This is a genomic window from Ramlibacter sp. G4-7 (genome assembly GCF_057784995.1).
Window position 1 is genome coordinate 200,857 of the sequence record NZ_JBYNTT010000010.1, and the last position, 25,074, is coordinate 225,930.

General features: G+C 70.7%; 26 protein-coding genes. 16 read left to right on the forward strand and 10 right to left on the reverse strand.

All coding sequences use genetic code 11. The annotated features are described in order from the left end of the window. Positions 1–117: 117 nt before the first annotated feature. The 4 genes from AC3EGR_RS15850 to AC3EGR_RS15865 are packed head-to-tail and all read left to right on the forward strand — an operon-like array spanning position 118 to position 4,698. Positions 118–1,353: a molybdopterin-binding domain-containing protein gene (locus tag AC3EGR_RS15850; protein ID WP_488547461.1), complete on the forward strand. Its 1,236-nt coding sequence runs from the start codon at positions 118–120 to the stop codon at positions 1,351–1,353. Beyond that, positions 1,350–2,969 carry a formylmethanofuran dehydrogenase subunit A gene (locus AC3EGR_RS15855; protein WP_488547462.1) on the forward strand — a complete coding sequence of 540 codons (1,620 nt, stop codon included), beginning with the start codon at positions 1,350–1,352 and terminating at the stop codon, positions 2,967–2,969. The genes AC3EGR_RS15850 and AC3EGR_RS15855 overlap by 4 nt, the downstream gene beginning before the upstream one ends. Beyond that, the gene (gene fhcD, locus AC3EGR_RS15860; protein ID WP_488547463.1) at positions 2,969–3,883 is read left to right on the forward strand and encodes a formylmethanofuran--tetrahydromethanopterin N-formyltransferase; all 915 of its coding nucleotides are present in this window, start codon (positions 2,969–2,971) and stop codon (positions 3,881–3,883) included. The genes AC3EGR_RS15855 and fhcD overlap by 1 nt, the downstream gene beginning before the upstream one ends. Continuing rightward, positions 3,880–4,698: a formylmethanofuran dehydrogenase subunit C gene (locus tag AC3EGR_RS15865; protein ID WP_488547464.1), complete on the forward strand. Its 819-nt coding sequence runs from the start codon at positions 3,880–3,882 to the stop codon at positions 4,696–4,698. Before fhcD ends, AC3EGR_RS15865 begins: the two co-directional genes overlap by 4 nt. A 2-nt stretch (positions 4,699–4,700) precedes the next feature. On the opposite strand, the gene pqqE is transcribed toward AC3EGR_RS15865, so the two are convergent. From pqqE to pqqA, 5 genes are read right to left on the reverse strand one after another with little or no spacing between them, the layout of a single operon-like run. After that, positions 4,701–5,819 carry a pyrroloquinoline quinone biosynthesis protein PqqE gene (gene pqqE, locus AC3EGR_RS15870; protein WP_488547465.1) on the reverse strand — a complete coding sequence of 373 codons (1,119 nt, stop codon included), beginning with the start codon at positions 5,817–5,819 and terminating at the stop codon, positions 4,701–4,703. A 4-nt stretch (positions 5,820–5,823) separates the two neighbouring features. Further along, the gene (pqqD, locus tag AC3EGR_RS15875; RefSeq protein WP_488547466.1) at positions 5,824–6,096 is read right to left on the reverse strand and encodes a pyrroloquinoline quinone biosynthesis peptide chaperone PqqD; all 273 of its coding nucleotides are present in this window, start codon (positions 6,094–6,096) and stop codon (positions 5,824–5,826) included. Then, positions 6,093–6,809: a pyrroloquinoline-quinone synthase PqqC gene (gene pqqC, locus AC3EGR_RS15880; protein ID WP_488547467.1), complete on the reverse strand. Its 717-nt coding sequence runs from the start codon at positions 6,807–6,809 to the stop codon at positions 6,093–6,095. Before pqqC ends, pqqD begins: the two co-directional genes overlap by 4 nt. Next, entirely contained in the window at positions 6,806–7,726 is a 921-nt protein-coding gene (gene pqqB / locus AC3EGR_RS15885; protein WP_488547468.1) for a pyrroloquinoline quinone biosynthesis protein PqqB, read from the reverse strand. Before pqqB ends, pqqC begins: the two co-directional genes overlap by 4 nt. Before the next feature lie 9 nt (positions 7,727–7,735). After that, positions 7,736–7,810, reverse strand: coding sequence for a pyrroloquinoline quinone precursor peptide PqqA (gene pqqA / locus AC3EGR_RS15890; RefSeq protein ID WP_488547491.1), 75 nt, complete (start codon positions 7,808–7,810; stop codon positions 7,736–7,738). A gap of 163 nt (positions 7,811–7,973) precedes the next feature. On the opposite strand from pqqA, the gene AC3EGR_RS15895 reads away from it, so the two are divergent. Both AC3EGR_RS15895 and AC3EGR_RS15900 read left to right on the forward strand, forming a co-directional pair. Next, positions 7,974–9,338, forward strand: a complete 1,365-nt coding sequence (locus AC3EGR_RS15895) for a histidine kinase (protein WP_488547469.1) — start codon at positions 7,974–7,976, stop codon at positions 9,336–9,338. Next, positions 9,335–9,964: a response regulator gene (locus tag AC3EGR_RS15900; protein WP_488547470.1), complete on the forward strand. Its 630-nt coding sequence runs from the start codon at positions 9,335–9,337 to the stop codon at positions 9,962–9,964. The genes AC3EGR_RS15895 and AC3EGR_RS15900 overlap by 4 nt, the downstream gene beginning before the upstream one ends. 11 nt (positions 9,965–9,975) lie before the next feature. Here the strand turns inward: AC3EGR_RS15900 and AC3EGR_RS15905 are convergent, their stop codons facing one another. From AC3EGR_RS15905 to AC3EGR_RS15915, 3 genes are all read right to left on the reverse strand, one after another. Continuing rightward, on the reverse strand, positions 9,976–10,428 hold the full coding sequence (locus AC3EGR_RS15905; RefSeq protein WP_488547471.1) for a hypothetical protein: 453 nt from the start codon (positions 10,426–10,428) through the stop codon (positions 9,976–9,978). A 101-nt stretch (positions 10,429–10,529) separates the two neighbouring features. Further along, positions 10,530–11,306: a pentapeptide repeat-containing protein gene (locus tag AC3EGR_RS15910; protein WP_488547472.1), complete on the reverse strand. Its 777-nt coding sequence runs from the start codon at positions 11,304–11,306 to the stop codon at positions 10,530–10,532. Positions 11,307–11,410: 104 nt separating this feature from the next. Further along, entirely contained in the window at positions 11,411–13,177 is a 1,767-nt protein-coding gene (locus tag AC3EGR_RS15915; protein WP_488547473.1) for an ABC transporter transmembrane domain-containing protein, read from the reverse strand. Positions 13,178–13,335: 158 nt separating this feature from the next. Between AC3EGR_RS15915 and AC3EGR_RS15920 the strand changes: the two genes are divergently transcribed. From AC3EGR_RS15920 to AC3EGR_RS15945, 6 genes are all read left to right on the forward strand, one after another. Then, on the forward strand, positions 13,336–13,914 hold the full coding sequence (locus AC3EGR_RS15920; protein ID WP_488547474.1) for a hypothetical protein: 579 nt from the start codon (positions 13,336–13,338) through the stop codon (positions 13,912–13,914). Between the two features lie 80 nt (positions 13,915–13,994). Further along, positions 13,995–14,330 (forward strand): Hpt domain-containing protein, encoded by a 336-nt coding sequence (locus AC3EGR_RS15925; protein WP_488547475.1) that lies wholly within the window; start codon positions 13,995–13,997, stop codon positions 14,328–14,330. After that, on the forward strand, positions 14,327–14,734 hold the full coding sequence (locus tag AC3EGR_RS15930) for a response regulator (protein ID WP_488547476.1): 408 nt from the start codon (positions 14,327–14,329) through the stop codon (positions 14,732–14,734). Before AC3EGR_RS15925 ends, AC3EGR_RS15930 begins: the two co-directional genes overlap by 4 nt. A 187-nt stretch (positions 14,735–14,921) precedes the next feature. Then, positions 14,922–15,665, forward strand: coding sequence for a Crp/Fnr family transcriptional regulator (locus tag AC3EGR_RS15935; RefSeq protein WP_488547477.1), 744 nt, complete (start codon positions 14,922–14,924; stop codon positions 15,663–15,665). 196 nt (positions 15,666–15,861) lie between these two features. Beyond that, positions 15,862–18,882 carry a beta-propeller fold lactonase family protein gene (locus AC3EGR_RS15940; RefSeq protein ID WP_488547478.1) on the forward strand — a complete coding sequence of 1,007 codons (3,021 nt, stop codon included), beginning with the start codon at positions 15,862–15,864 and terminating at the stop codon, positions 18,880–18,882. Positions 18,883–19,059: 177 nt separating this feature from the next. Beyond that, positions 19,060–19,926 (forward strand): transglutaminase-like domain-containing protein, encoded by an 867-nt coding sequence (locus AC3EGR_RS15945; protein ID WP_488547479.1) that lies wholly within the window; start codon positions 19,060–19,062, stop codon positions 19,924–19,926. A gap of 28 nt (positions 19,927–19,954) precedes the next feature. Here AC3EGR_RS15945 and AC3EGR_RS15950 read toward each other — a convergent pair whose 3' ends face one another. Continuing rightward, the gene (locus AC3EGR_RS15950) at positions 19,955–20,713 is read right to left on the reverse strand and encodes an IclR family transcriptional regulator (RefSeq protein ID WP_488547480.1); all 759 of its coding nucleotides are present in this window, start codon (positions 20,711–20,713) and stop codon (positions 19,955–19,957) included. A gap of 103 nt (positions 20,714–20,816) precedes the next feature. Between AC3EGR_RS15950 and AC3EGR_RS15955 the strand changes: the two genes are divergently transcribed. From AC3EGR_RS15955 to AC3EGR_RS15965, 3 genes are all read left to right on the forward strand, one after another. Continuing rightward, on the forward strand, positions 20,817–21,782 hold the full coding sequence (locus tag AC3EGR_RS15955; RefSeq protein ID WP_488547481.1) for a Bug family tripartite tricarboxylate transporter substrate binding protein: 966 nt from the start codon (positions 20,817–20,819) through the stop codon (positions 21,780–21,782). Positions 21,783–21,897: 115 nt separating this feature from the next. Further along, a complete protein-coding gene (locus tag AC3EGR_RS15960) occupies positions 21,898–22,575 on the forward strand; it encodes an RraA family protein (protein WP_488547482.1) in 678 nt (225 codons plus the stop codon). Beyond that, positions 22,572–23,564, forward strand: coding sequence for a hydroxyacid dehydrogenase (locus AC3EGR_RS15965; RefSeq protein WP_488547483.1), 993 nt, complete (start codon positions 22,572–22,574; stop codon positions 23,562–23,564). The genes AC3EGR_RS15960 and AC3EGR_RS15965 overlap by 4 nt, the downstream gene beginning before the upstream one ends. On the opposite strand, the gene AC3EGR_RS15970 is transcribed toward AC3EGR_RS15965, so the two are convergent. Next, complete coding sequence (locus AC3EGR_RS15970) at positions 23,565–23,954, reverse strand: response regulator (protein ID WP_488547484.1); 390 nt, start codon at positions 23,952–23,954, stop codon at positions 23,565–23,567. Positions 23,955–24,117: 163 nt separating this feature from the next. On the opposite strand from AC3EGR_RS15970, the gene AC3EGR_RS15975 reads away from it, so the two are divergent. Then, the gene (locus tag AC3EGR_RS15975; protein WP_488547485.1) at positions 24,118–24,957 is read left to right on the forward strand and encodes a 5'-3' exonuclease; all 840 of its coding nucleotides are present in this window, start codon (positions 24,118–24,120) and stop codon (positions 24,955–24,957) included. Positions 24,958–25,074 lie beyond the last annotated feature (117 nt).

Sequence of the window (25,074 nt, forward strand, 5' to 3'; positions counted from 1 at the left end):
AGGAAACGTGCCAGCGCGGCCGCGACACAGTGTTCCAGCCGGCCGGGACAGGATGCGCTTTCCGGCGGCTGGCATCTTGCCGTCCGGCTTGGCACACGGCTTGCGGCCGCCTCCTGCGTGGACGCCAACTGGACCTGCCCTTTCTGCTCCCTGCTGTGCGATGGCTTCGCGCTGGAAGGTGCACCGGAGGCGGCGATGCTGACCGGCAGCGACTGCCCGCGCGCGCGCGCCGGGCTGGCCGCGCACGCGACGCGCGCGGCAGCGCTGGCCTTCGTCGATGGGGTGGAAGTGGCGGCCGAGCAGGCGGAAGCCGAGGCGGCACGCCGGCTCGCGCGCTGGCGCCTGCCGCTCTTCGGCGGGCTGGCAACCGACATGGCCGGCGCCCGGGCGCTGTTCCGGCTCGCCGCACGCACCGGCGCGGTGTGCGACCACGCCGACGGCGAGGCCTCGATGCACGGCCTGCGCGCGCTGCAGGACCGCGGCCAGTTCCACACCACGCTGGCCGAAGTGCGTGCCCGCGCGGACCTCGTGGTCTGCGTCGGCACCCCGGCCCTCACGCGTTATCCCGAGTTCTTCCGGCGCTGCGGCCTGGACCGGGCGGACACGCCGTGCCGGCGACTGGTTTTCCTCGCGGCGCAGCCGCCCGCGGGCCTGCCGCTGCACGTGCGGACGGAACACATCCCCGGCTCGGGCGAACTGCTTGCGGACCTGCAGCAACTGGCTGCGCTGGTCGCCGAGGCGCCTTGCCGCGCGCCGGACCCCGGGCTCGCGGAGCTGGCGCGCGCGTTGCGCGAGGCGCGCTATGCGGTCCTGGTGTGGGAAGCCGCGACGCTTCCGGCCCACGGCGCGCTGGCCGTCGAGATGCTCCAGCGCATCGCGGCGACCCTGGACCGCCACACGCGCGCCGCGACCTTCGCGCTCGGCGGCTCCGATGGCGCCGCCACGGTGCAGCAGGTGTTCACGTGGATGTCGGGCCTGCCCTTGCGCACGCGCCAGGGCCCGCCAGGCGGGCACGATCCGGTGCGACTGGCCGGCCCGCGCCTGCTGGCCGACCGCGCGGTCGATGGCCTGCTGTGGGTCGCGAGCTGGGACCCGGCGGGCCTGCCGCCTGCAACGCACCTGCCGCGCATCGTGCTCGGCCCGCCCGCCATGGCGGCGCGACTGCTCGACGCAGGGGCCGCCCGCGACTGCATCTTCCTGCCCGTCGCCACGCCGGGCGTGAATTCCACGGGGCACCTGTTCCGCACCGACGGCGTCGTCGTGCCGCTTTCGGCAGCGCGCGACGACGGCCTGCCGGGGGTCGCCACCGTCGCCTCGCGGCTGCTGGCGCAGTTGGGGGAGGGCAGCGAATGACCACGCGGCGCTTGCGCGGCGGCCGTGTCTTCGATCCGGCGAACGCCGTCGACGGCGAAGTGCGCGACGTGGCCATGCGGGACGGGCGCATCGTCGAACTCGACCCGCGCGCACCGGCCGACGAGGAGCTCGACGCGAGCGGCTGCATCGTGCTGGCCGGCGGCATCGACCTGCACAGCCACATCGGCGGCGGCAAGGTGAACCTCGCGCGATTGCTGCTGCCCGGGCACCGCTGCACGCCCGGCACGCTGGAGACGGGCTTGCGCTACGCCGAGATGGGCTACACCTCGGTGTTCGAGCCGGCGATGGCCGCGAGCAACGCGCGCCATGCGCACATGGAAATGGGCGACGTGCCCATCGTCGACCACGGCGCGTACGTGATGCTCGGCAACGACGAGACCTTCCTCGAACTGCTTTCGCGGGGCACCGACCCGCAAGGGCTGCGCGACTACGTCGGCTGGGTGGTGCATGCGACCAAGGCGCTGGGCGTGAAGGTCGTCAACCCGGCCGGGATCTCCGCCTTCAAGTTCAACCAGCGCCGCCTCGACGTCGACGAGCGCCACGTCCACTGGCAGGTGAGTCCGCGCCAGGTGATCGCCGCGCTGGCGCGGGCGGTGCACGAACTGGGGCTCGCGCATCCGCTGCACATCCACGCCAGCAACCTCGGTGCGGCGGGCAACATCGCATCGACGCTGGCGACCATGGACGCGCTGGAGGGCTTGCCCGGCCACCTGACGCACGTGCAGTTCCACAGCTACGGCGCCGAAGGACCGAAGAAGTTCTCGTCGGCCGCGCGCCTGCTGGCCGAAGCGCTGGATGCCCATCCCAACTGCACGATCGACATCGGCCAGGTCCTGTTCGGTCAGACCGTCACCGCCTCGGCCGACACCATGCGCCAGCACGCCAACGTCGATTTCGCCAGCCCGCGCAAGGCCATCATCGCGGACATCGAATGCGACGGCGGCTGCGGCGTGCTGCCGTTCCGCTACCGGGAAGAGAGCTACGTCAACGCGCTGCAGTGGAGCATCGGCCTGGAGCTGTTCCTGCTGGTGCGGGACCCGTGGCGCGTGGTGCTGACCACGGACCACCCGAACGGTGCGCCTTTCACGAGCTATCCGCACCTGATGCGCCTGCTGATGGACAAGCCCTTCCGCGACGCGCAGCTGGATCGCCTGCATCCGGAGGTGGCCGCGCAGTCCGCGCTGCGGCAGATCACGCGCGAGCTGTCGCTGTACGAGATCGCGGTCATGACGCGCGCCGCGCCCGCGCGCCTGCTCGGCCTGCGCGAGCGCGGGCATCTCGGCGTGGGTGCCGCCGCCGACGTGGCCGTGTACCGCGAACAGGGCGATGCCGAAACGATGTTCTCCCGCGCCGCCTGGGTGTTCAAGGACGGCGAGACCGTGGTGCGCGACGGGAGCGTGGTCGCCACGCCCGTGGGCGCGACGCACTTCGCCGAGCCGGCCTTCGATGCCGGCGTGACGCGCATGCTGGACGCGCGCGGCGACAGCCCGCTGGGCGTGCACCGGCGCCACGCCGTGATCGGCCGCGACGAACTCTGCGCCTGCGGCAACGGCGGCCGCCTGTTCGCCTGGGCCTGCGCGCCGCGGAGCGTGTGATGCGCATCAACGGCATCGCGATCGACGACGGCTTCGCCGAGGCCTTTGCCATGAAGGCCACGCGGCTGGTCATCACCGCGCACGACCTCGCCTGGGCGCGGCACGCGGCCGTCAGCGCCACCGGCATGGCAACCTCGGTGATCGCCTGCGGCTGCGAGGCCGGCATCGAACGCGAACTGGCGCCGCAGGAAACGCCGGACGGCCGGCCGGGGGTCTCCATCCTGCTGTTCGCCGTGTCGGGCAAGGAGCTCGCCAGGCAGGTGGAGCGGCGCGTCGGCCAGTGCGTGATGACCTGCCCCACGACGGCGGTGTTCGCGGGGCTGGCGCAAGGCGAGCCGGCGCCGCTGGGGCGCAACCTGCGCTTTTTCGGCGACGGCTGGCAGTCGTCCAAGGTGATCGCGGGCGCGCGCTACTGGCGCGTGCCGGTCATGGACGGCGAGTTCGTCGCGCAGGAGTCCACGCCGGTCACCAAGGCGGTGGGCGGCGGCAACCTGCTGCTGCTGGCGCGGGACACCGAGGCGGCGCTGGCCGCTGCGACGGCCGCCGCGCAAGCCATGCGCGCCGTGCCTGGCGTGATCCTGCCCTTTCCCGGCGGCGTCGTGCGTTCGGGCTCCAAGGTGGGCAGCAAGTACGCCGCGGTGGTCGCATCCACCAACGACGCGTTCTGTCCGTCGCTCAGGCACCTGAGCCCGCGCAGCGACCTGCGGGAGGAGGAGCGCTCGGTGCTGGAGATCGTCATCGACGGCTTGCGCGAGGAGGACGTCGCCGCGGCGATGCGCGCAGGCATCGCGGCGGTGGTCGCGCGCGGCGCGCAGGCCGGCGTCACGCGCATTTCGGCGGGCAACTACGGCGGCAAGCTGGGGCCTTTCCATTTCCGCCTGCATGCCCTGGCCCCGCAAGGTGCCTCGCCATGAGGCACACGCTCCTGCTGCGGCGCCAGCCCGAGCTGCGCGTCGATGCGCGCGCCCTGGCGCCGGCTGCGTTGTGCGGCCTGGGGCGCGAGGAGGTCTTGCGCCTGGCGCTGCCGCACGGGCGCGACCGCGTGCCGCTGGGCGAATGGTTCGAGGTCGCCTCGGAGGCGGCGGACGACGCCGCGCCGCGGCTGCGCCTGGAAGGCGAGCTCGCGCGCTTCGACTGCATTGGCGCGAACCTGACCGCCGGCGCGCTGGAAGTGCACGGCAACGTGGGCGACGCCCTGGGCCTGGGCATGTCGGCGGGCGAGGTCCGCGTGCATGGCTCCGCGCGCGACCTGGCGGGTGCCGCCCTGCGCGGTGGCTGGCTGGAGGTGCTGGGCGACGTGGCGGACTTCGCCGCGGGCGCGCTGGCCGGCGAAATGGAGGGCATGCGCGGCGGCACCCTGGTCGTGCACGGACGCGCCGGCGCGCGCCTGGCCGACCGCATGCGGCGCGGCACCGTGGCGGTCCACGGCGACACCGGCGACTTCCTGGCCTCCCGCATGGTCGCGGGCACGGTCGCCATCGGCGGCCGCTGCGGCGCGCACGCCGGCTGGGGCATGCGGCGCGGGACGCTCGTGTTCGCCGGCGCCGCACCGCGCCCTGCGGCCACCTTCGTTCCCGTGGACAGCGACGCACGGGTGATCTGGCAACTGCTCGCACGCGACCTCGCGCGGCTGGGAGGATGCTTCGCAGACTTGCCGGCAAGCCCCGTGCAGCGCTGGCTGGGCGACCTCGCCGTGCAGGGCAAGGGCGAGTGGCTGCTGCGCGCCTAGGTTCAGGCGCCTTGCCGCAGCGACTCGCGCCGGTCCCGGAACACCAGCGGGTGCTCGGACGCAGCCGGCGTATCGGCTTCGGCCACCGCGCGCACGATGCTCTCGTGGTGGGGACTCTTGCGGCAAGCGGGGTCGGCCGCCTGCGCGTCATGGGCCACCAGCCAGGCCTGGCAGCGGCAGCCGCCCAGGTCCTGCTCGCGGAACTCGCAGCTGGCGCAGGGCTCCTTCATCCAGCCGGTGCCGCGGTAGCGGGCGAGGCCTTCCGAGGCGTACCAGATGTGCTCCAGGCCCTGCTCGCGCACGTTGGGAAATTCCAGGCCAGGCAGCATGCGCGCCGTGTGGCAGGGCAGGGCGACACCGTCCGGAGCGACGGTCATGAGGGTGCTTCCCCAGCCGTTGACGCAGCGCTTGACCGTGCCCTCGTGGTAGTCGGGTGCCACGAACAGGATGCGCATCGCATTGCCCAACCGCGCGCGCCAGGCGTCCGCGCATTCCTCGGCGCGCCGCAGCTGTTCATGCGTGGGCAGCAGCCGCGAGCGGTTCAGGAAGGCCCAGGAGTAGTACTGCGTGTTGGCCAGTTCCAGGTACTCGGCGCCCATCGCGTGCGCCATGGCGATGATGCGGTCCACGTGGTCGATGTTCATGCGGTGGATGACCACGTTCATCACCATCGGCCAGCCCTGTTCCTTGATCAGGGCGGCGACGCGGTTCTTCAGCTCGAAGGTCTTCGTGTGCGAGAGGAAGTCGTTCATCTCGCGCGTGGAGTCCTGGAAGGACAGTTGCACGTGGTCCAGGCCAGCCTGCCTGAGGGCCCGGGCGCGTTCGGCCGTCAGGCCCACGCCGGACGTGAGCAGGTTGCTGTAGAAGCCCAGGCGATGCGCTTCGGCGACGATCTCCTCCAGGTCGTCGCGCAGCAAGGGCTCGCCGCCGGACAGGCCCAGTTGCACCGCGCCCAGCGCGCGTGCTTCGCGCAACACGCGCAGCCAGTCCCGCGTGTCCAGTTCATCCTCGTGGCGCGCGAAGTCCAGCGGGTTGAAGCAGAACACGCAGTGCAGCGGGCAGCGGTAGGTCAGCTCGGCGAGCAGCCACAGCGGCGGTCCGGGGCGGGGCGCGGCGGGCATGTGTTCACTCCCAGGAGAGCCAGTTCTGGGCCGCGGCGAGTTCCATGAAGGAAAACACCTCGCGTTCCAGGCCGGTCGCGGAGAACGCCGCCTCCAGCTCGTTGACGATCTCGCCCGCGCTGCGTTCCCCGTCGCAGCGCTTGAGGATCTCGCCGGCGCTCTGGTTCAGCTTCACCATGCCCTCCGGATAGAGCAGCACATGGCTTTCCTGCGCCGGCTCCCACTGCAGCCGGAAGCCGTGGCCGATGCGCGGAATGCTCGCGGCGGTGAGGCTCATGACACACCGTACTTCTGCGCCAGGGCGTCGTTCATCGCCCACAGCACGTCCAGCTTGAAGCCGAGCACTTCCAGCGCGCGCCGCTGCAGCGCGGGCGTCGTGAAATGCGCCAGCGTGATCGCCAGCCCCTGTTCGACGTCGCGCCTGGCCTGGCCCACGCGCTGGCGGAAATAGTCCAGGCCCGTCGCCTCGATCCACGGATAGTGCTCGGGCCAGTTGGCCAGTCGCTGCTTGTGGATGTCCGGTGCGAACAGTTCCGACAGCGAGGAGCACACGGCCTCCTGCCAGGGCGCGCGGCGCGCGAAGTTCACGTAGGCGTCGACGGCGAAGCGCACGCCCGGCAGCACGTGGCGCAGGTCCAGCACCTCGCCGCGTTCCAGGCCGGTGGCTTGCGCCAGCCGCAGCCAGGCCTCGATGCCGCCCTCGTCCTTGCCGCCGGCCATCTCGAAGCCGTCGTGGTCCAGGATGCGCTGCACCCACATGCGGCGCACCTCGCGGTCCGGGCAGTTGGACAGGATGGCCGCGTCCTTGATCGGGATGGCGATCTGGTAATAGAAACGGTTGGCCACCCAGCCGCGGATCTGCTGCGGCGTCGCCCGCCCGGAATTGAGCATGCGGTTGAACGGGTGGTGGATGTGGTAGCGGCTGCCGAGTGCGCGCAGCTCCTGCTCGAAATGCGTCCGCGTCCACGGGGCGGCGGCGATGTCGTTCACAGCACGATCTCCATCCCGTCCTCGCACACCTCGATGCCGGCCTGCTCCAGCTGCGCCCGTTCGGGCGAGTCCTCGTCGAGGATGGGGTTGGTGTTGTTGATGTGGATGAGCAGGCGGCGCGTGCGCGCGGGCAGGCGCGACAGCCACGCGATCATCCCGTCCGGACCGGAAAGGGCCAGGTGGCCCATGCCGCGCGCGGTGTTGCGGGACAGCTCCAGCCGGATCATCTCGTCGTCGGTCCAGAAGGTGCCGTCCACCAGCACGGCGTCGGCGCCGGCCATGGCGTCGAACACCGCCGGGGTGATCTCCATCAGGCCGGGCGCATAGAAGGCCGAGACACCGCGCCGCCGCTCCCTGAGGATCACGCCGATGTTGTCGCCGGGCACGCCGTGCTGGCGGTGCGGCGAGTAGGGCGCCGCCTTGCCGGCCAGTGGCACCGCCTGCAGCGACAGCTCCGCCACCCCGTCGACCGTGAAGCTTTCGCCGGCCAGCGGGACGACCTGGTGCTGCACGCCGCAGTAGTGCTCCAGCACCGAGAACACCGGGTAGCCGCTGCGCAGGTCCTCGGCCACCGCCTCGGTGCACCAGACGGGCAATGGGGACGTGCGCTCGCGCAGCATGAGCAGGCCCGTGGCGTGGTCGATCTGTCCGTCCACCAGCACCACGCCCGCGATGGCGGTGTCACGCGCCTCGCGCGCGGGCTGCAGGGCGGCGCGGAAGCGGATCTGTTCCAGCACGTCGGGCGAGGCGTTGAACAGGATCCCGTCCGCCCCGGTGTCGGGGCGCACGAAGATCGAGGATTGGGTGCGCGGCCTGGCGCGAACGCTTCCGCCGCGCACGCCGGCGCAGTTGCGGCAGTTGCAGTTCCACTGCGGAAAGCCGCCGCCGGCGGCACTGCCGAGGACGGTGATGCGCATGCGCCCGCTTCAGCGGGCTGCCACGTACATCGTGATCTCGAAGCCGAAACGGAAGTCCTGGGCCTGCGGGGTTTGCCAGATCATGTGTTTTCTCCTGGGTGCGGACGAAAGGTCCGGGTGACATGGTCGCGGTGCGGCCCCTGCCCGGGTACCCCCCGGTCCATGAATCGGGCCTCATGATTTTCATGAAACGGTGGCGACAACCCGGCCGCGCGGCCCTACGATGCGCAGGGAAGGGGTCCTGCCCATGTCCCTGCGTTTGCAGATCAACCTCATCGTCGGCACGCTCACGCTCCTGTTCGTCGCGGTATTGGTCGCGCAGCAGGTCGGCGAGATGCGCAAGTCGGTCAACGAGGAGGTCGTCGCCGCCAACCGGGTGGCCGCGCAACTGCTGCGGCGCGCCGTCTGGGGGCACGCCGCGCAAGGGCCGCAGGCGCTGGCGGAATACCTCAAGGGCATGGGCCGCGTGCGGTCCAACGACATCACGCTGCGCGATGCGGGCGGCAAGGAGCTCTACCGGTCCCCGCCGTCGAGCTACAAGGCCGGCCGCGACGCGCCGGCCTGGTTCGAATCGCTGGTCTCCCCCCGCCTTCCGGTGCAGACGATCCAGTTCCCCGACGGCACCCTGGCCGTGCAGGCCAATGCCTCGCGCGCCGCCCTGGACGCGTGGGACGAGTTCGTGGTGCTCGTGGGGCAGGCGCTGCTGCTGCTGGTGCTGGCCAATGCCGCGGTCTTCCTGCTGGTGGGGCGGGCCGTGCGTCCCTTCGGGCAGATCGTGCGCGCCCTCAACGAGGTCGAGACCGGCCGCTTCGAGGTCGCGCTGCCGCGGCTGCAGGGGCGCGAGGCCGCGGCCATCGGCGAGGCCTTCAACCGCATGGCGAACATGCTGCGCGCCAACATTGCCAGCGAGCGCCGCGCCGCGATCGCCGAGCGCGAGCTGTCCGACAGCCGCGAGCTGGCGCACTGGGTGGCCGGCCAGGTCGAGCAGGAGCGGCGCAGCATCGCGCGCGAACTGCACGACGAACTGGGCCAGTCGGTCACCGCGATCCGCAGCATGGCCTCCTCCATCGCGCAGCGCATGCGCGGCATCGACGCGGATTCGGAGCGCGCGGCACGCCTGATCGCCGACGAATCTTCCCGGCTCTACGAGGCGATGCACGGCCTGATCCCCAGGCTCACGCCGCTCGTGCTCGACAACTTCGGCCTGCAGGAGGCGCTGGTCGACCTGGTGGAGCGCACCCGGCGCAGCCATCCCGACGTGTCCATCGAACTCGATGCGCAGCTCGGCGAGGCGCGGCCCTCCGCCGAGGTGGCGCTCACGCTCTACCGCGCCGCGCAGGAGGGCATCACCAACGCCTTGCGCCACGGCCATGCGCGCTCGCTGCGCCTGCAGCTGCGCTCGGGTGAGGACGGCATCTCGCTGCAGCTGCTGGACGACGGCAGCGGCCTGCCCGCCGACTGGCCGCAAGGCACGCGCCAGCGCGGCCTGCGCTGGCTGGCCGAGCGGGTCGCATCCGTGGGCGGCAGTTTCCGGGTCGAGCCGGCCGGAGCCGGCGGGGTGTGCCTGCGGGTGCGCGTGCCGCAGCAAGAAGCGGCGGAGGCGCAGGCGTGATCCGCGTCATGCTGGTGGACGACCACGCTCTGGTGCGCATGGGCTTTCGCATGCTGCTGGCCGACGCGCAGGTCGAGGTGGTGGCCGAGGCGGGGGACGGCGAGCAGGCCTGCCAGGACTATCCGCGCGTGAAACCCGACGTGGTCGTGATGGACCTGTCCATGCCCGGCATGGGCGGGCTGGAAGCGGTGCGCCGCCTGCTCGCGCAGGACCCGCGCGCCCGGGTGCTGGCGCTTTCGGCGCACGAGGACACGGCGCATCCGCGGCGCGTGCTGCGTGCGGGGGCCCTGGGCTACCTGGCCAAGCGCAGCGCTCCGGAGGCCCTGGCGACCGCCGTGCGCGCGGTGGCGCGCGGCGAGCGCTACGTCGATCCGCAGACGGCGCAAGCCCTCGCCGTGGCCGAGATCGAAGGGGCCGGCAGCCCCGCCGACGTCCTCAGCGAGCGTGAGTTTTCAGTCTTCGTCCAGCTCGCGCGTGGTGCGACGGTGGTGCAGGTGGCCGAGAACCTGAAGGTCTCGCCGAGCACGGTGGGCACCCACCTGTACCACGTCAAGCAGAAGCTGGGCGCCGGCAACCAGTCGGAGCTGACGCTGGTGGCCCTGCGCTGGGGACTGATCCAGACCTAGGGAGCACGCGCTCAGCGCTGGGCCGGATTGGCTTCGCCCGGTTCGCAGTGCACGTGCAGCATGGAAGCGCCGACCGGCAGGTAGGAGCCGTAGCGCAGGATGTATTCGCGCTGCACCGCATAGGCCTGGCGCTCCCACTTCACCGCCTGCTCGCAGGACGGGGCGATGCTGAACGCTGCGCCGGCTTTCAGCTCGTCGTCGCCGCGCGCCACGCCTTGCAGGTAGTGCACCATCTCGTGGACCACGATCGAGCTGGCGAACGTGTCCTGCGGATCCAGCTTCTCGTCGATGTAGAGATTCCTGCCGCCCGCGTACCAGCCGAGCACCTTGCAGGGTTGGCCGTTGCAGGCCTGCTCGACGAAGAATTCGTGCGGCTTCGGCACCACCACTGGCGGCTCGGTGGGAGCCGGGTATCCGGACAGGGTGACTGCCCAGGACAGCAGGGTCGCATAGAGATCGGTCATCGGCCCACTTTATCGGTCGCCTTCCGGACGAGTGGGCGCCTGGCTGTCAGCGCACCTGCCGCAGCGGCGCCGGACAAGGAGCCGACCGTGCATGGGCAGCCTCAACGCACTGCCTTGTCCAGGTGCTCGGCGCGGTCCAGGCCTTTCGCCTGCTCCAGCCCGTGCGCGCCGCGCAGGATGGTGCCGGTGAGGTCGGCCTCGGTGAAGTCGGCACCGGCGACGTCGGCGCCCGTGAGGTCCGCGCCCGCGAGCTTGGCGCGGAACAGGTTCGCGTCGCGCAGCCTGCTGTTGCGCAGGTTGGCGAAGGAAAGCAGGCAGCGGTTCAGGTCCGCCCGCTCGAAATTCACCCCCGAGAGGTTGGCGCCGGTGAGGTCGGTGCGCATCTGCCCCATGCCCTGGTTGCGGATGTCCACCCCGATGCGCGCCTGCCCGAGGTCGGCCCCACTCAGGTCGGCGCCCGGCAGGTCGGCGATGATGCGCGTGCCGCGCAGGTTGGCACCCTTGAAGACGGGCATCTTGCGCACCTCGCCGCCGAGGATCACGAGCGACAGCAGGCTCGCGTCGAGCAGCTGTGCGCCGGTGAAGTCCGTTCCCATCACCCAGGCGCCATTGAGGTTCGCGCCCGCCAGGTCGGCCCCGCGCAGGTCCGCCGACACCAGCTTGCTGGCGAACAGGTTCGTCTTGCGCAGGCTGGCACCCCGCAGGTCGAGGCCGCTCAGGTCGAGATCGGACAGGTCCTTGCCGTCGAACACCGCCCGCACGCCGGGCGCCTGCGCCAGCATGCGCGTGACGTCCTCGCGCGAGAGTTCGGCCGCTGCCGCGCCCGCGCCCAGCGCGATCAGCGCTGCTGCGAACCACCACCGGATCCGTCCTGCCAAGCGAGGCACCTGGTCACCCTCCGCGACGAGGCTACCACGCAGCCCGGCGTCGACCCGGCAAGACCATGTGCGCTGCTTGCGAATGCCCGCCGCGCACCCCCGCCTCACGTCATGAACTGCAAGCCCGCCAGCCTTGCATACACCCCGCCGTTGGCCATCAACGCGTCGTGCCGCCCCACCTCCACGATCCTGCCGTGGTCCAGCACCACGATGCGGTCGGCCTGCTGCACGGTGGCGAGGCGGTGCGCGATCACCAGCGTGGTGCGGTCTTTCATCGCCGACTCCAGCGCGGCCTGCACCATGCGCTCGCTCTCGGCGTCGAGCGCGCTGGTGGCTTCGTCCAGCAGCAGTAGCGGCGGGTTCTTCAGCATGGCGCGCGCGATGGCGATGCGCTGGCGTTGTCCGCCCGACAGGCGCACGCCCCGCTCGCCGAGGAAGGTGGCGTAGCCCTCGGGCAGGGCGCGGATGAAATCGTCAGCGAACGCCCCGCGTGCGGCTGCCTCGACCTCCGCGTCGCTGGCATCAGGGCGGCCATAGCGGATGTTCTCCTGCGCCGAGGCCGAGAAGATCACCGGCTCCTGCGGCACCAGCGCGATGCGCGTGCGCAGGTCCTGCAGCCGCAGCGCGGCGACCGGCGCGCCGTCGATCGCGAGGGTGCCGGCCTGCGGATCGTAGAAGCGCAGCAGCAGCTGGAACACCGTGGTTTTGCCGGCGCCGCTGGGGCCCACGAGCGCCACCGTCTCGCCGGGCGCCACGTCCAGCGAGAAGTCGGCCAGCGCGGGCGTCGCCGGGCGCGACGGATAGTGGAAGCGCACGGCGCTCATGCGCACGCTGCTGCCGGCCGCCACTGCGGGCGGCGAGATCGGCTGCGCGGGCGAGCGCACGGGCGAGTGCGCCGCCAGCAGTTCCATCAGGCGCTCGGTCGCGCCCGCGGCGCGCAGCAGGTCGCCGTACACCTCGCCCAGCACCGCCACCGCGCCGGCGAAGATGCCCACGTAGAGAGCGGCCTGTCCGAGCTGGCCCGCGGTGAGCTGGCCTTGCAGCACCGCCTGCGTGCCCTGGTAGAGGCCCCACAGCATCAGCGCCGCGTTGGCGATGATGACGAAGGCGACCAGCGCCGCGCGTGCACGCGTGCGCCGCACGCCCGTCTGGAAGGCGTTCTCGGTCGCCGCCGCGAAGCGCACCGCTTCGCGCGATTCGGCCGCGTAGCTCTGGACCACCGGGATCGCATTGAGCACCTCCGCCGCGATCGCGCTCGAGTCCGCCACCCGGTCCTGGCTGGCACGCGAGAGGCGGCGCACCCGCCGGCCGAACACCATCGCCGGCAACACGACCAGCAGCACCACCAGCAGCACCTGCGTCATCACCAGCGGATGGGTGACCACCAGCATCACCAGCGCGCCCACGCCCATCACCAGGTTGCGCAGGCCCATCGAGAAGGAGGAGCCGACCACCGTCTGCACCAGCGTCGTGTCGGTCGTGAGGCGCGAGAGCACCTCGCCGGTCTGCGTGCTTTCGAAGAAGGCCGGGCTCTGTTCCAGCACGTGCGCATAGACGGCGTTGCGCAGGTCCGCCGTCACCCGCTCGCCCAGCCAGCTGACCACGTAGAAGCGCCCGGCGGAGAAGAGGCCGAGGGCGACGGCCACGGCGAACAACTGCAGGAAATGGTTCCGCAACGCGAGCACGCGCTCTCCCGGCCCCGCCTCGATGCCCTGGTCGATCAGCGTGCGCAGGGCGATCGGGAAGAACAGCATCGCGGCGGCGGCCAGCAGCAGGAAGACGACGGCCAGCGCCATGCGGCCCCGGTAAGGGCGAAGAAAGGGCAGCAGGCCGGACAAGGACTGTGGCGAGCGGGGCGGGGCGGCGGGCATCGCGGCAGTGTAGTGAGGAGCCTGCGCGGCGAGGCCGCGGGCGCAGCCGCGGCACATTCACGCCGGCGCCGGCGTGCGGGCAGCCGGCCCGCGGCCCCTTGGCGTGGCTGACGCCTTGTCACGCACTCCCGGGCCGCAGGAGTACATTCGATGCTGCCATGGCCTCCCCGTCTTCCAAGAAACCACCCCGCAGCCACGACCTCGACCGGCCCTGGGAGGCGGGGGATTCGATTCCCGCGCCCGAGGCCCTGCACCAGGACGGCGACACGGCCTGGGCGATGTGGAATGAAGCGGCCAGGCAGCACGACCGGCCCTTCGCCGACACGGCGCCCATGACCCAGCCGCCGGGGATGAGTCCGGAGGAAGTGGGCTGGGCCGCGACGCGGCCTGCCGGCGGCGCCTTGCGCAAGCCCTTCGCCCGCAAGCCGGTGGAGCAGCCCTTGTTCACGCTGGAAAGCGCCATGCTGGTGGCCCGGCGCAACAACCGCGTGTGCCCGCGCCCGCAGCGCTGGGACGCCTTCATGCAACTGCTGCCCGTGAAGAAGACCCTGCGCGGCTTCCAGCAGCCGCCGGTGCCGCCCACCGGTGCCGCCTGGGCCGTCACGCCGCCGCTGACCAAGCGGCTGTGCTTCCGCGAGCAGATCGAATGGGCCGAGAGTGCCGGCGTCCTGGAAGCCGTGATGGCCTTCATGCAGTCCATGTCCGAGGACGAGTGGCTGCACATGGGCGAGGACTAGCAAGGAACCGCAAGCGCGCTGTCCAGCCGCTCGCAGTCTCCTGGTTGGCACTCCCATTGCCTGTGGCAGCATCGCGGTCCATGACCTCCGCTCCCTTGCCCGGCGACCTCCAGCAGGCCCTGGACCTGTTCCGCGCGCAATTCGCCGAGCAACTGCCGGCGCGCCTGGCCGAGGCCCGCGCCGCGCTGGACGCGTGGGGCGCGGCGCCGCAAGACGACGAGCGCCTGCGTGCGCTGCACCGCGTGCTGCACCGGCTGGCCGGATCGGCAGGGACCTTCGGCATGCCGGCTTTCGGCGAAGCGGCGCGTGCGATCGAACTGCAGCTCGAGGCCTTGCTGGAACGCCCCGCATGCGGACCCCAGGAGGTCGAGGCCATCGCCAGCCAGCTCGCGGCGATGGAGGGCGTGCGCGGATGAGCGCCACCGCAGGCGAGGCCGCGCCTGCGATCCAGGCGCTGGTCGTCGACGACGACCCGATGATCGCCTCCCTGCTGCGCGTCGTCCTGCAGCGGCGCGGCTACACCGTGCACCACTGCGAGGACGGTGCATCGGCGCTGGAGCGCGTGCGCGCCGGCGGCGTCGACCTCGTGCTCACCGACCGCAACATGCCGCGGATGGACGGACTGGCCCTGTGCCGCGCCATCCGCGCCCTGGCGGGCACGCCCCGCGTCTACTGCATCATGCTCACGGCTTCGGCAGACCAGGCCATGCGCGTGGCGGCCAGGGAAGCAGGGGTGGACGATTTCCTGTCCAAGCCCTTGATCCTGGCGGAGCTCGATGCCCGCCTGCTGGCGGCAGAGCGCGTCTTGTCGGTACGCTGACGGCCGCCGCCGCCGCGAGCGGAGCACGCATTCCTGGCCCCAATCCCAGCAGCCAGGGCACGCGCCTGCACGCCCCCGCTGAGGTACCGATCTCCGCGACTGACGAGCCAGCACGCGTGGCCAGCTGCGTTTTCGTGCATTCCCGCGCACCATTGCCGAGCAGCCTCGGCGTACGCTGCGCGTCGATATGACAAGCTCCCCCGAAGACCTGCGCCGCAACCGCCTGTTCGCGCTCCTCGACGACGAAGCACTGTCCGCCCTCGCTCCGATGCTGGTGCACGTACCGCTGAAGTTGCGGGACAGCCTGATGGAGGAGGGCAAGCCGATCCGGCACGCCTGGTTTCCCGCGGAGGGGGTGATGTCGATGCTGGCGAGCGTCGAAGGCTCGCAGAAGAGCGTGGAAGTCGGGACCGTCGGCAAGGAAGGCATGGTCGGACTGCCGCTGTTCCTGGGCGCCACGCACGCGCCGGGCGACTGTTTCGCGCAGGTGGAGGGCAGCGGCTGGCGCATGGCGGCGGCGGACTTCCAGCGCGCGGCGCAGGACCACCCTTCGTTCGGCGCGGTGCTGCACCGCTACACGCAGGCACTGCTGGTGCAGGTTTCGCAGTCCACCGCGTGCAACCGGGCACACGCGCCCCTGCAGCGGTGCGCGCGCTGGCTGCTCATGACGGCGGACCGCGTGGACAGCCCCACGTTCGACCTGAAGCAGGAATTCCTCGCGCAGATGCTGGGGGAGCGCCGGCCGACGGTCAGCCGCGCGGCGTCGGAGCTGCAGGCGCGCGGCTTCATCACGTACTCGCGCGGGCGCATCACCGTCCTCGATCGCGCGGGCCTGGAGCAGGCCGCGTGCCGCTGCTACGCCGTCGTGCGCAACGAGTACGACACCATGCTCTCGGACGGACCGCCGCGGCGCCAGCACCGCAGGGGGTGATCCGCGCGGGCTGAAACTGCCGGGCCAGCGCGCGGGAATCGAATTTATTCCGGCACCCCCCGCCTATTTCAAAGTGTCTCAACTGCGGGAGTCCGGTTGCGCGCGGGCGCCGCACGGCGAAGAACAAGTTCGTATGCTCGCCTCCCAGGGGGCTCGGAGTGCATTTCGTCAGTCGAGGGGCGAAAGGAGACACTCCATGGTTGCCAAGCAATCCCTCGCCCGCCCCGTGCGGTGGGCTGCGCTCCTGGCTTCGGCCGGGATCATCGGCCTGGGCACGTGGGCCTTCCGCAGCAGCGACGCCGCGGGACCGGTCAAGAGCCTCTCCGCAGTCTCGTTCGTGCCGCACGTCCTGTCGCCGTCGCTGCCCGAGGCCCCATTCAAGCTGCGTTTCTTCACCGGTCCCGTGAAGACCGACTCGCGCGGCGAGATCATCACCGGGCCGAACGGCGATCCGGTCAAGCGCATCGTCGGCGCCGAGCCTGCCGGCGTGCGCGCCGGCATCGAGCGCTTCACCCGGATCATGTTCGGGGTGGACTACTTCACGGGCCGTCCGGATCCGGGCACCCGCATCGATCCGAACGCCCCCCGGGTCAACAGCGGCAGCCAGCACTGGCCGTTCGTGAAGCAGCCTTTCCGCAGCTGGCCGAACGCAGTGGCGCTCACTCCGGACGGCAGCAAGCTGTACGTCACGCTGCCGGGGCGTGAGGGCTATCCGGACAGCCGCATCGCGGTGGTCGACACCGCCGCGCGCCGCGTGCTGCGCTGGGTGGACCTGAGCATCCCGGCGATGCCCGTTGGCACGCGGCCCACCGGCATTGCCGTGTCGCCGCCCAATCCCGAGAACCCCCGGCCCTATGCCGTCGTCGTGAACCAGTATGCGAACTTCGCCTCCGTGGTCGACACGGTGACGGACACCGTGCTGGGGCAGTTCGAGACCGGCTACTACGGCGAGGACCTCGTCTTCAATGCCGCGGGCACGCGCCTGTACATCACGGACCGCTTCAAGGACCAGGTGCGCGCGTTCAGCATCGCCAAGGGGCCGGTCTTCAAGCAGATCGGTCAGGTCCCGACCGGCACGACGGACCTGGATCGCACCAACCCGCGCGACCTCGCCATCAGTGCGGACGGCAACACCCTGTACGTGGCCAACACCCTCGGTCACACCATCGCCGTGATCAACATCGCGGGCGATGCGTTGGAGCTCAAGGGCACGATACCCGTCGGCGGCCTCGCCACGGACGTCAAGATCGCCGGCCGCTGGGGCATCGTCTCCGGCCATTCGACCAACAGCGTGCTCAACGAACCCGAGACCGGCCACGGCCTGCCCAAGATCGTGAACGGCGTGGCGATCCGCAACACGGGTGCGCCCCTCGGCTACACGCCGGTAATGTCGGACGCGACCCGGGCCACGACCTTCGACGACCTCGGCAGCGAGCTGAACGTGTTCGACACGGCCACCAACCAGTTCGTCTTCCGCTATGTCGACTTCGAGCGCGACCGGTCCCTGCTCGCGGTTCCCGGCGAGATCACCGACCTCGGCGACCACGCGCCCGAGCAGAAGGTCATCCGTGGCAGCGGCCCCGAGCAGCTGTTCGTGCGCGGCAACCTGCTGTTCGTGTCGCAGCTGCATTCCGACAAGATCGAGGTGTTCCGCATCAACCAGAATCCGGGCAGCCCGGCGGGCATCCTCACGCGCATCGGCGACGAGTTCACCGGCGGCATCACTCCGCAGGGGCTGGCTGTCTCTCCCGACGGCCGCGCGGTCTACGTCGCGAACATGCAGACCGAGGACGTGTCCTTCCTCGCCGTGGATGCGAACGGTGCCCTGAAGCGGCAAGGCTTCGTCACCGTCGGCGTGACCGACAGCACGCCCGATCCGCGCACCGGCGGGCACGGCTCCCACCTGTTCGCCACCCACGAGGAGATCGGCCTGCGCTGGCTGTTCACGCAGTCGTACTCCGACGACGGCCAGAAGTCCTGCGGCCACTGCCACTGGCAAAGCCGGCATGACGGCGGGCAGTGGAACGTGGGCGGCAATGCCATCGGCGGACCGAAGATCTCGCCGCAGAACAAGGACACCTCCGACAACTGGCCCGAGTGGTTCGAGGGACTCAGCACGCCCATGAACGCGTATGCCTCGTCCTGCAACGGCGAACTGGTGAATGCGGAGCGGCGCACGGCGGTGTTCCCGCAGGCCACGCTGCTGGAGCGCCAGCGGGCGCGCAACGAGTTCGTGCTGCGCAAGACGGAGGAGAACTCGCGCGCGATCGGCCGGCCCGAGCTGAGCGGCAAGGCGTTCAAGATCGACTTCTACGACATGGCGTTCGCCCAGATCCTCTGGACCCAGAACGAGACGCGCCTGATGCCCAACCCGCTGCGGCAGGCGCCGAACGGCGCGGAGGCAACGACGGTCGCCGCCGGCAAGGCCCTGTTCACGAACGATCTGGCCGCCGGGGGCGCCGGCTGCGCGAGCTGCCACCACAACGGCAACAAGCGCGCCAACGGGGAGATCAACGACACCTTCCAGGACTACAACATCCATGAACCGGGCGTGGTGGCGGAGATCACGGTCGACAACGAAGGCCCGTTCACGCGCCTGTTGAACGACTACTTCTTCAAGCCCTTCGACCCGCCGCAGGACCTGGGCGGGCGCCAGAACATCAGCAGCCGCAACACCAAGCACCTGCGCTCGTTCTGGGACAGCGTCCCGCGCTGGCTGCACCACGGTTCGGCGCACAGCGTGCGCGAAATCCTTTTGCCACCGGGTTCGCCCTTGCTGCGTGCGGGCGAGCGCGGCTTCAACTTCCGCGTGGTGCGCACGGACCACAGCCGCGTGACGGCCTTCGACTTCCTGGGCGGCCCGCCGGTGCGCCTGCCGACCGAGGTGCCGATCACCATGGCCGACAGCCGCGACGACGGCAGCTGCACGCGCCTGGGGGGCGATGCCAAGGGACCGATCTGCGTGAGCCTGGACCGCCCGGTGCCCAAGGCGGGGGCCGATCCGGCCTACGACCGGCTCGCCTATCCGCAAGGGCGCCTGGAGCTGGACCAGCTCGGGACGAGCAACGTGGTGCCCTTGATCGTGGGCGGCGCGATCAACCCCGTGCTTGCGGCCAACAACATCCGGGTGATTCCGGACACGCACGGCAGGACGTCGCACCTGTCGGCGGGCGACGTCGAGGCGATCACGCTGTACCTGATGTCGCTGCAGAAGTAGCGTGGCGCGCGGGCTCGCCCAGGTCGTGGTCCAGTGCCACGGGCGTCCGCCGGGAGCCCGCCGTGCGTTCGGCGATGTAGGACAAGGCCGCAGCTTGCGGTGCGCGCCGCGTTGCCGAGTGCGGCGAAGGCCGCGCTGGCCGGACAATGCGGTCTTGAGCCGAACGGCAGCCAACGCATGATCCTCATCCAACTGCAGATCGACCTCGCCTACGACATCGTGGATCCGCAAGGAGCCGATTTCGTCTTCAACATCCACGCCGCGCACACCCCGGCGCAGACGGTCAGCCGGGAAACGCTGGCGATCAACCAGGACATACCGACCCAGCTGTGGACCGATCCGCGCACCGGCACCCGCCTGCTGCGGCTGCATGCGGGCCCGGGGCAACTGTCGCTGGCGTACAAGGCCACCGTGGCCCTTGCGCACTACAAGGCGGACCCGGTGTACCTGCCGGAAGTGCCGGTGCGCGCGCTGCCGCTGCCGGTGATGGAGTACCTCTACCCCAGCCGCTACTGCCAGTCCGACCGGCTGGCCGCCTTCGCGATGCGCGAATTCGGCAGCCTGCCCCGGGGCTACGGCCGCGTGCAGGCCATCCAGCGCTGGGTGCAGTCGCACGTCAGCTTCCGCTCCAACACCTCCAACGCGAGCACGTCGGCGATCGACACGCTGGTGGAAGGCACCGGTGTCTGCCGCGACTTCGCCCACCTGATGATCGCGCTGTGCCGCGCCGTCAACATCCCCGCGCGCATGGCGACGGGGACGGACTACGGCGCGGACCCGGCCCTGGGACCGCCCGACCTGCACGCCTACGTGGAATGCTATCTCGGGGACCGGTGGTTCATCTTCGATGCCTCGGGCACGGCGATCCCGATGGGGTTGGTGCGCTTCGGGACCGGGCGGGACGCGGCGGACGTGGCCTTCGCCACCATCTTCGGCACGGTCAACAGCTGGGCGCCGTGGATCCGCACCGAGGCCCTGCACGGCATGGCCGGCACGAGCGTGCTGCCGCACCACAGCCACGAGGCCCTGTCGACGTCCGCGTGAACGGGCACTTGCCGCGCCGCGCGGGCCTTCATGGATGCCAGCGCGACACGGCGGCCGGCGTCGCCGCCGAGCGGCTGCCGGCCAGCGCATAGGACAGCTGGTTCGCGGCGCGGATCACCACCTTCGCGTGTTTCTCCAGCCTGGCCTTCGTCAGGCGTGAACTGGGCCCGGAGATGCACATCGAGCCGAGCAGCCGCCAGTTCAGGCCGAAGACCGGCGCCGCCACGCTGGCGACCTCCGCCTCGCGCTCTCCCAGCGAGATGTGGAAGCCGTGCTTGCGGATCGATTCGTAGGGCTCGCCGGCGGCGCCGCTGAAGGCGAGGATCACCCGGCCCGGCGCACCCTTGTCCAGGGGCAGCCGCTCGCCGATGCGCACGTTGTGCCGCACCGACTGCGGCCCTTCCACCCGCGCCACGCAGGAGCGGATGTCGCCCTCGCGCACGTAGAAGGAGGCGCTCTCGCCGGTGTCCCGCACCAGCTCGTGCAGCGCCGGCTCCACCACGTTGTTGACGTCGAAGCCGGCTTGGTAGCGCGCGCCCAGCCAGCCCGCGGCCGGCCCCAGCCGCCATTGGCCATCTTCGGTCTGCACCATGTATTGCGACAGGGCGAGCGTGCGCGCGAGACGCAGCGCCGTGGTCTTGTGCATGCCGGCGCGCCGGCTCAATTCGGCGAGCGACAGCGTGGCCTCGCCGACGGCGAACGCTTCCATGAGCGAGAGCGCCCGCGTGACGGCGACGACGCCGCCCTGCGGGCCGCCAGTTTCCTCATCGACGGTCGTGTTGCGCATATTGCACCGCGGTCCACTGTGTGAAACGGCATTGTATGGGATGCAACGGACATCTACAGTTCGCGTCACCGGTGCACCAGCGCCGTTTTCGGAGACAAAACCCATGCAGCTTTCCCGTCGCGCGACGCTCGTGCTCGCCGCAGCTTCCCTCGCCACCGTCTCGGCCTTTGCCCAGGCCTGGCCCGCCAAGCCCATCCGCATGGTCGTGCCCTTCCCGGCAGGCGGCGGCACCGACCTGATCACGCGCGAAGTCGCCAACAAGGTCACCGGCTCGGGCTACACCTTCGTCGTGGACAACAAGCCCGGCTCCGGCGGCAACCTCGGCGTGGACGCCGCGGCCAAGGCGTCCGCCGACGGCTACACCCTCGTGATGGGCCAGACGAGCAACCTTGCCATCAACCCGACGCTGTACTCCAAGCTGCCCTATGACCCGCTGAAGGACCTCACGCCCATCACCCTCGTCGCCAGCTCGCCGCTGGTGATCGTCACCGGCGCCGACTCGCCGTACAAGACGCTGGACGACGTGATCAAGGCCGCGAAGGAAAAGCCGGGCAGCATCAACTTCGCCACTTCCGGCAACGGCACCGTGGCGCACCTCGCAACTGAAGCCTTCCAGAAGGCCGCCGGCGTCAAGCTCGTGCACATCCCGTACAAGGGCGCATCGCAGGGTGCCACCGACGTGATCAGCGGCCAGGTGCAGCTGTACGTGTCCTCCATCCCTACGCTGCTGGGCCACATCAAGAGCGGCAAGATGCGCGCGCTCGCCGTCACTTCGCTCAAGCGCGCCGATGACCTGCCGCAGATCCCGGCGATCGCGGAGACCTACAAGGGCTTCGAGGCGGTCACCTGGTTCGGCATCCTCGGCCCGGCCAACCTGCCGAAGGAGGTCGTCGCCAAGCTCAACACCGACATCAACAAGGCCCTGAAGGACCCCGAGCTGCAAAAGAAGCTGGGCGACCAGGGCGCCGACGTGGCCGGCAGCACGCCCGAGCAGTTCGGCAAGCTGATCCGCGACGACATCACCCGCTGGGGCAAGATCGTCAAGGACTCCGGCGCCAAGGTCGACTGACCTTGGGCACACGCGGCCTCCTAGTGAGGCCGCCCTTCCACTCCTCCTGCCTTCTCCTTCCTGACCGGCGCGCCAGCGTGCCGGCGGGACCTCCTTCGCCCAAGAGAGCTTCCCCATGACCGACATCCTGCGCAACTTCGAGCGTATCTCCCCCGAGCTGGTCCGCCAGGCCGCCGAATACCAGGCGGCCATCCTGGCCGACGTGAACGGCCGCCGCGGCGCGCTGCATGGCCGCATCGCGGCGCTGCGTCCGCGCATGAAGCTGGCCGGCCCCGCGCTGACGGTGGACGTGCGCCCCGGCGACAACCTGATGATCCACGCGGCCATGTCGCTGGCCAAGCCCGGCGACGTGCTGGTCATCGACGGCAAGGGCGACCAGATGGCGGCGCTTATGGGCACCATCATGATGACCGCGTGCAAGCAGCTGGGCCTGGCCGGCGTTGTGATCGACGGCGCCGTGCGCGACAGCCTGGAGATCGACGAGATGGACTACCCTGTTTTCTCGTTCGGCACCAACCCCAACGGCCCGACCAAGAACGTGCCCGGCCGCATCGGCCATCCGGTGTCCATCGGCGGCGTGACCGTGCGTGCCGGCGACCTGATCGTGGCGGATGCCGACGGCGTGGTGGCGATCGAGCGCGAGCGCGTCGAAGCGCTGCTGCCCCTGGCCCGCAAGAAGGTGGAAGACGAATCCGCCCGCATCGCCGCGATCCAGAAGGGCAACACCGCCGCCAGCTGGCTCGATGCCGCGCTGCGTACGGCGGGCGTGCTCAAGCAAGGGGAAAACCTGTGAGCGCCCGCCGCGCCATCGTCGTCACGGGCGCGGACCTTGCGCCCCAGGCGCTGGAGCTGCTCAAGGACTTCGAGGTCATCTACGCGGGCAAGACGCCGCAGGAAGCGGACCTCGTCGCGCTGTCGCAGCGGCACGATCCGGTGGCGATCATCGTGCGTTACGGCAAGGTTCCGGCGTCGGTGATGGACGCGGCGCCCTCGCTGCGCGTGATCTCCAAGCATGGCAGCGGCACGGACACGATCGACAAGGACGCGGCCAGGGCACGCGGCATCGAGGTGCGCGCAGCGGCCGGCGCCAATGCGGCGGCGGTCGCGGAACAGGCGCTGGCACTCGTGCTGGCCTGCGCGAAGTCCGTCGTGCAGCTCAACGCCCGCATGCACGCCGGCCACTGGGACAAGGCCACGCACAAGAGCGTTGAACTGCACGGCCGCACCATCGGCCTGGTGGGGCTGGGCGCCATCGGCCAGCGCTTCGCGCGCATGTGCGACGCGATGGGCATGAAGGTGATCGGCTTCGACCCGTTCGCCAAGGACCTGCCCGAGTACATCCAGCCGGTCGCGCTGGACGCGATCTGGCGCGACTCCGACGTCATCTCGCTGCACTGCCCGCTGACCGCGGAAAACCGCAACCTGGTGAACGCGCAGACGCTGCAGGCATGCAGGCGCGGCGTGATCCTGGTGAACACGGCCCGCGGCGGCCTCGTCGACGAAGCCGCGCTGCTGCAAGCGGTGCGCTCCGGCCAGCTTGCCTCCGCGGGGCTGGACAGCTTTGCGGTGGAACCCATGACAGTGCCCCATCCCTTCCACGGCGAGCCCAACATCATCCTCAGCCCGCACATCGGCGGCGTCACCGGCGATGCTTATGTCAACATGGGCGTGGGCGCCGCGAAAAACGTGCTGGACGTGCTGGCGCAGCCGGCGGTGCCGGCGCACGCCTGGTCCCTGCAAGCACCGACGCCACCGGTGGCGCGTCGCCACCGAGATGCGTGATCACGCGGCGGCGGCGCCCTGCAACTGCCGGCTGAATTCGCGGCAGTACTCCACCAGGGCGTCCATGTCGAAGGACTTGTCGAACAAGGCATCGGCGCCGGCCTGGCGCGCGTGCTCGGGCACGGGGTCGCGGGTGTAATTGGACAGCACCACGGCGCGCTGGTGCGGGCTCACCTTGCGGCAGCGCCGCAGCACGTCGAAGCCGTGGCCTTCTTCCAGGAACAGGTCCACCAGGGCCAGGTCCCATCCGTCCGGGTTGGCCGCGAGCCAGTCGCTCGCTTGCGGCTGGCTGGCCGCGACCGCCACGACCTGCGCGTTCGGGATCGCCGTCACCAGGCGCCGGACCTCGTCCTGCATGCGAAAGTTGTCCTCTACCAGCAGCACCCTCATCTGCCGTCTCCTTCTTGGTCGCACCACTGTAGTGCGGTGCACGTTTCGGCGGTGTAGGAGCCGGGCGCTGGCTCTGCGGGAAGCAGGATGACGGGCGCTGCGACGACGGATCCCACGGCGGGGTGCGGACACCGCCGTGGGACGGATCCGGTATCTTCGGCGCGTGATCATCGACCTCATCGACGGCACCTACGAGCTGTTCCGGCACTTCTACGGCCTGCGCCGCTTCACCAAGGGCGAGGACCGCCCGTTCGGCGCGGTCGTGGGCGTCCTGAACGGGACGCTCCAGATCATCGAGAACCGGGCGACGCACGTCGGGGTCGCGACCGATCACGTCATCGAGTCCTTTCGCAATGCGCTGTGGCCCGGGTACAAGACGGGCGAGGGCATCGAACGCGCGCTGCGCGCCCAGTTCGAGCCGCTGGAGCAGGGCCTGGCCGCCATGGGCGTCGTGGTGTGGCCCATGACGGAGCTGGAAGCCGATGACGCCCTGGCCAGCGCAGCGCACCTCGCGGAAGCGGACACGCGCGTGGACAAGGCCCTGATCTGGACGCCCGACAAGGACCTTGCCCAGTGCGTGCGGGGAGACCGCGTCGTGCAGGTGGATCGCAAGGCGAACAAGATCCGCACGGCGCCGGACATCCGGCAGAAGTTCGGCGTCGAACCGGTCCTGATCCCGGACTACCTGGCGCTGGTGGGGGACGCCGCGGATGGCTACCCGGGCATCTCCGGCATCGGTGCGGTCGGCGCGGCCCGGCTGCTGAACGAGCACGGCCCCATCGAATCCTTCCCCGCCAGGATCCTGGGGGAGCAGCTGGAGACCGCGCTGCTGTTCAAGCGGCTGGCGACGCTGCGGACCGACGCGAAGCTGTTCGGCGACGTGGAGTCGCTGCGGTGGAAAGGGCCGACCGCGTCCTTCGCGTCCTGGGCCGCAGGCGTGGGCGCGCCCGCGCTGGCCGAGCGGGCGTTCGCGGCGCGGTCGCTGGTGGAGGGCAGGGAATGAGACACCCTGTGTCAACCCCCTGCTGCGGCGAGCTGCAACATGGCGCCTGTGTGACGCTGGACGTCGTATGGCTGGCGGTCTCTCCAAGCGCGCCAGATGACGCGCAGCCAAGCGCGG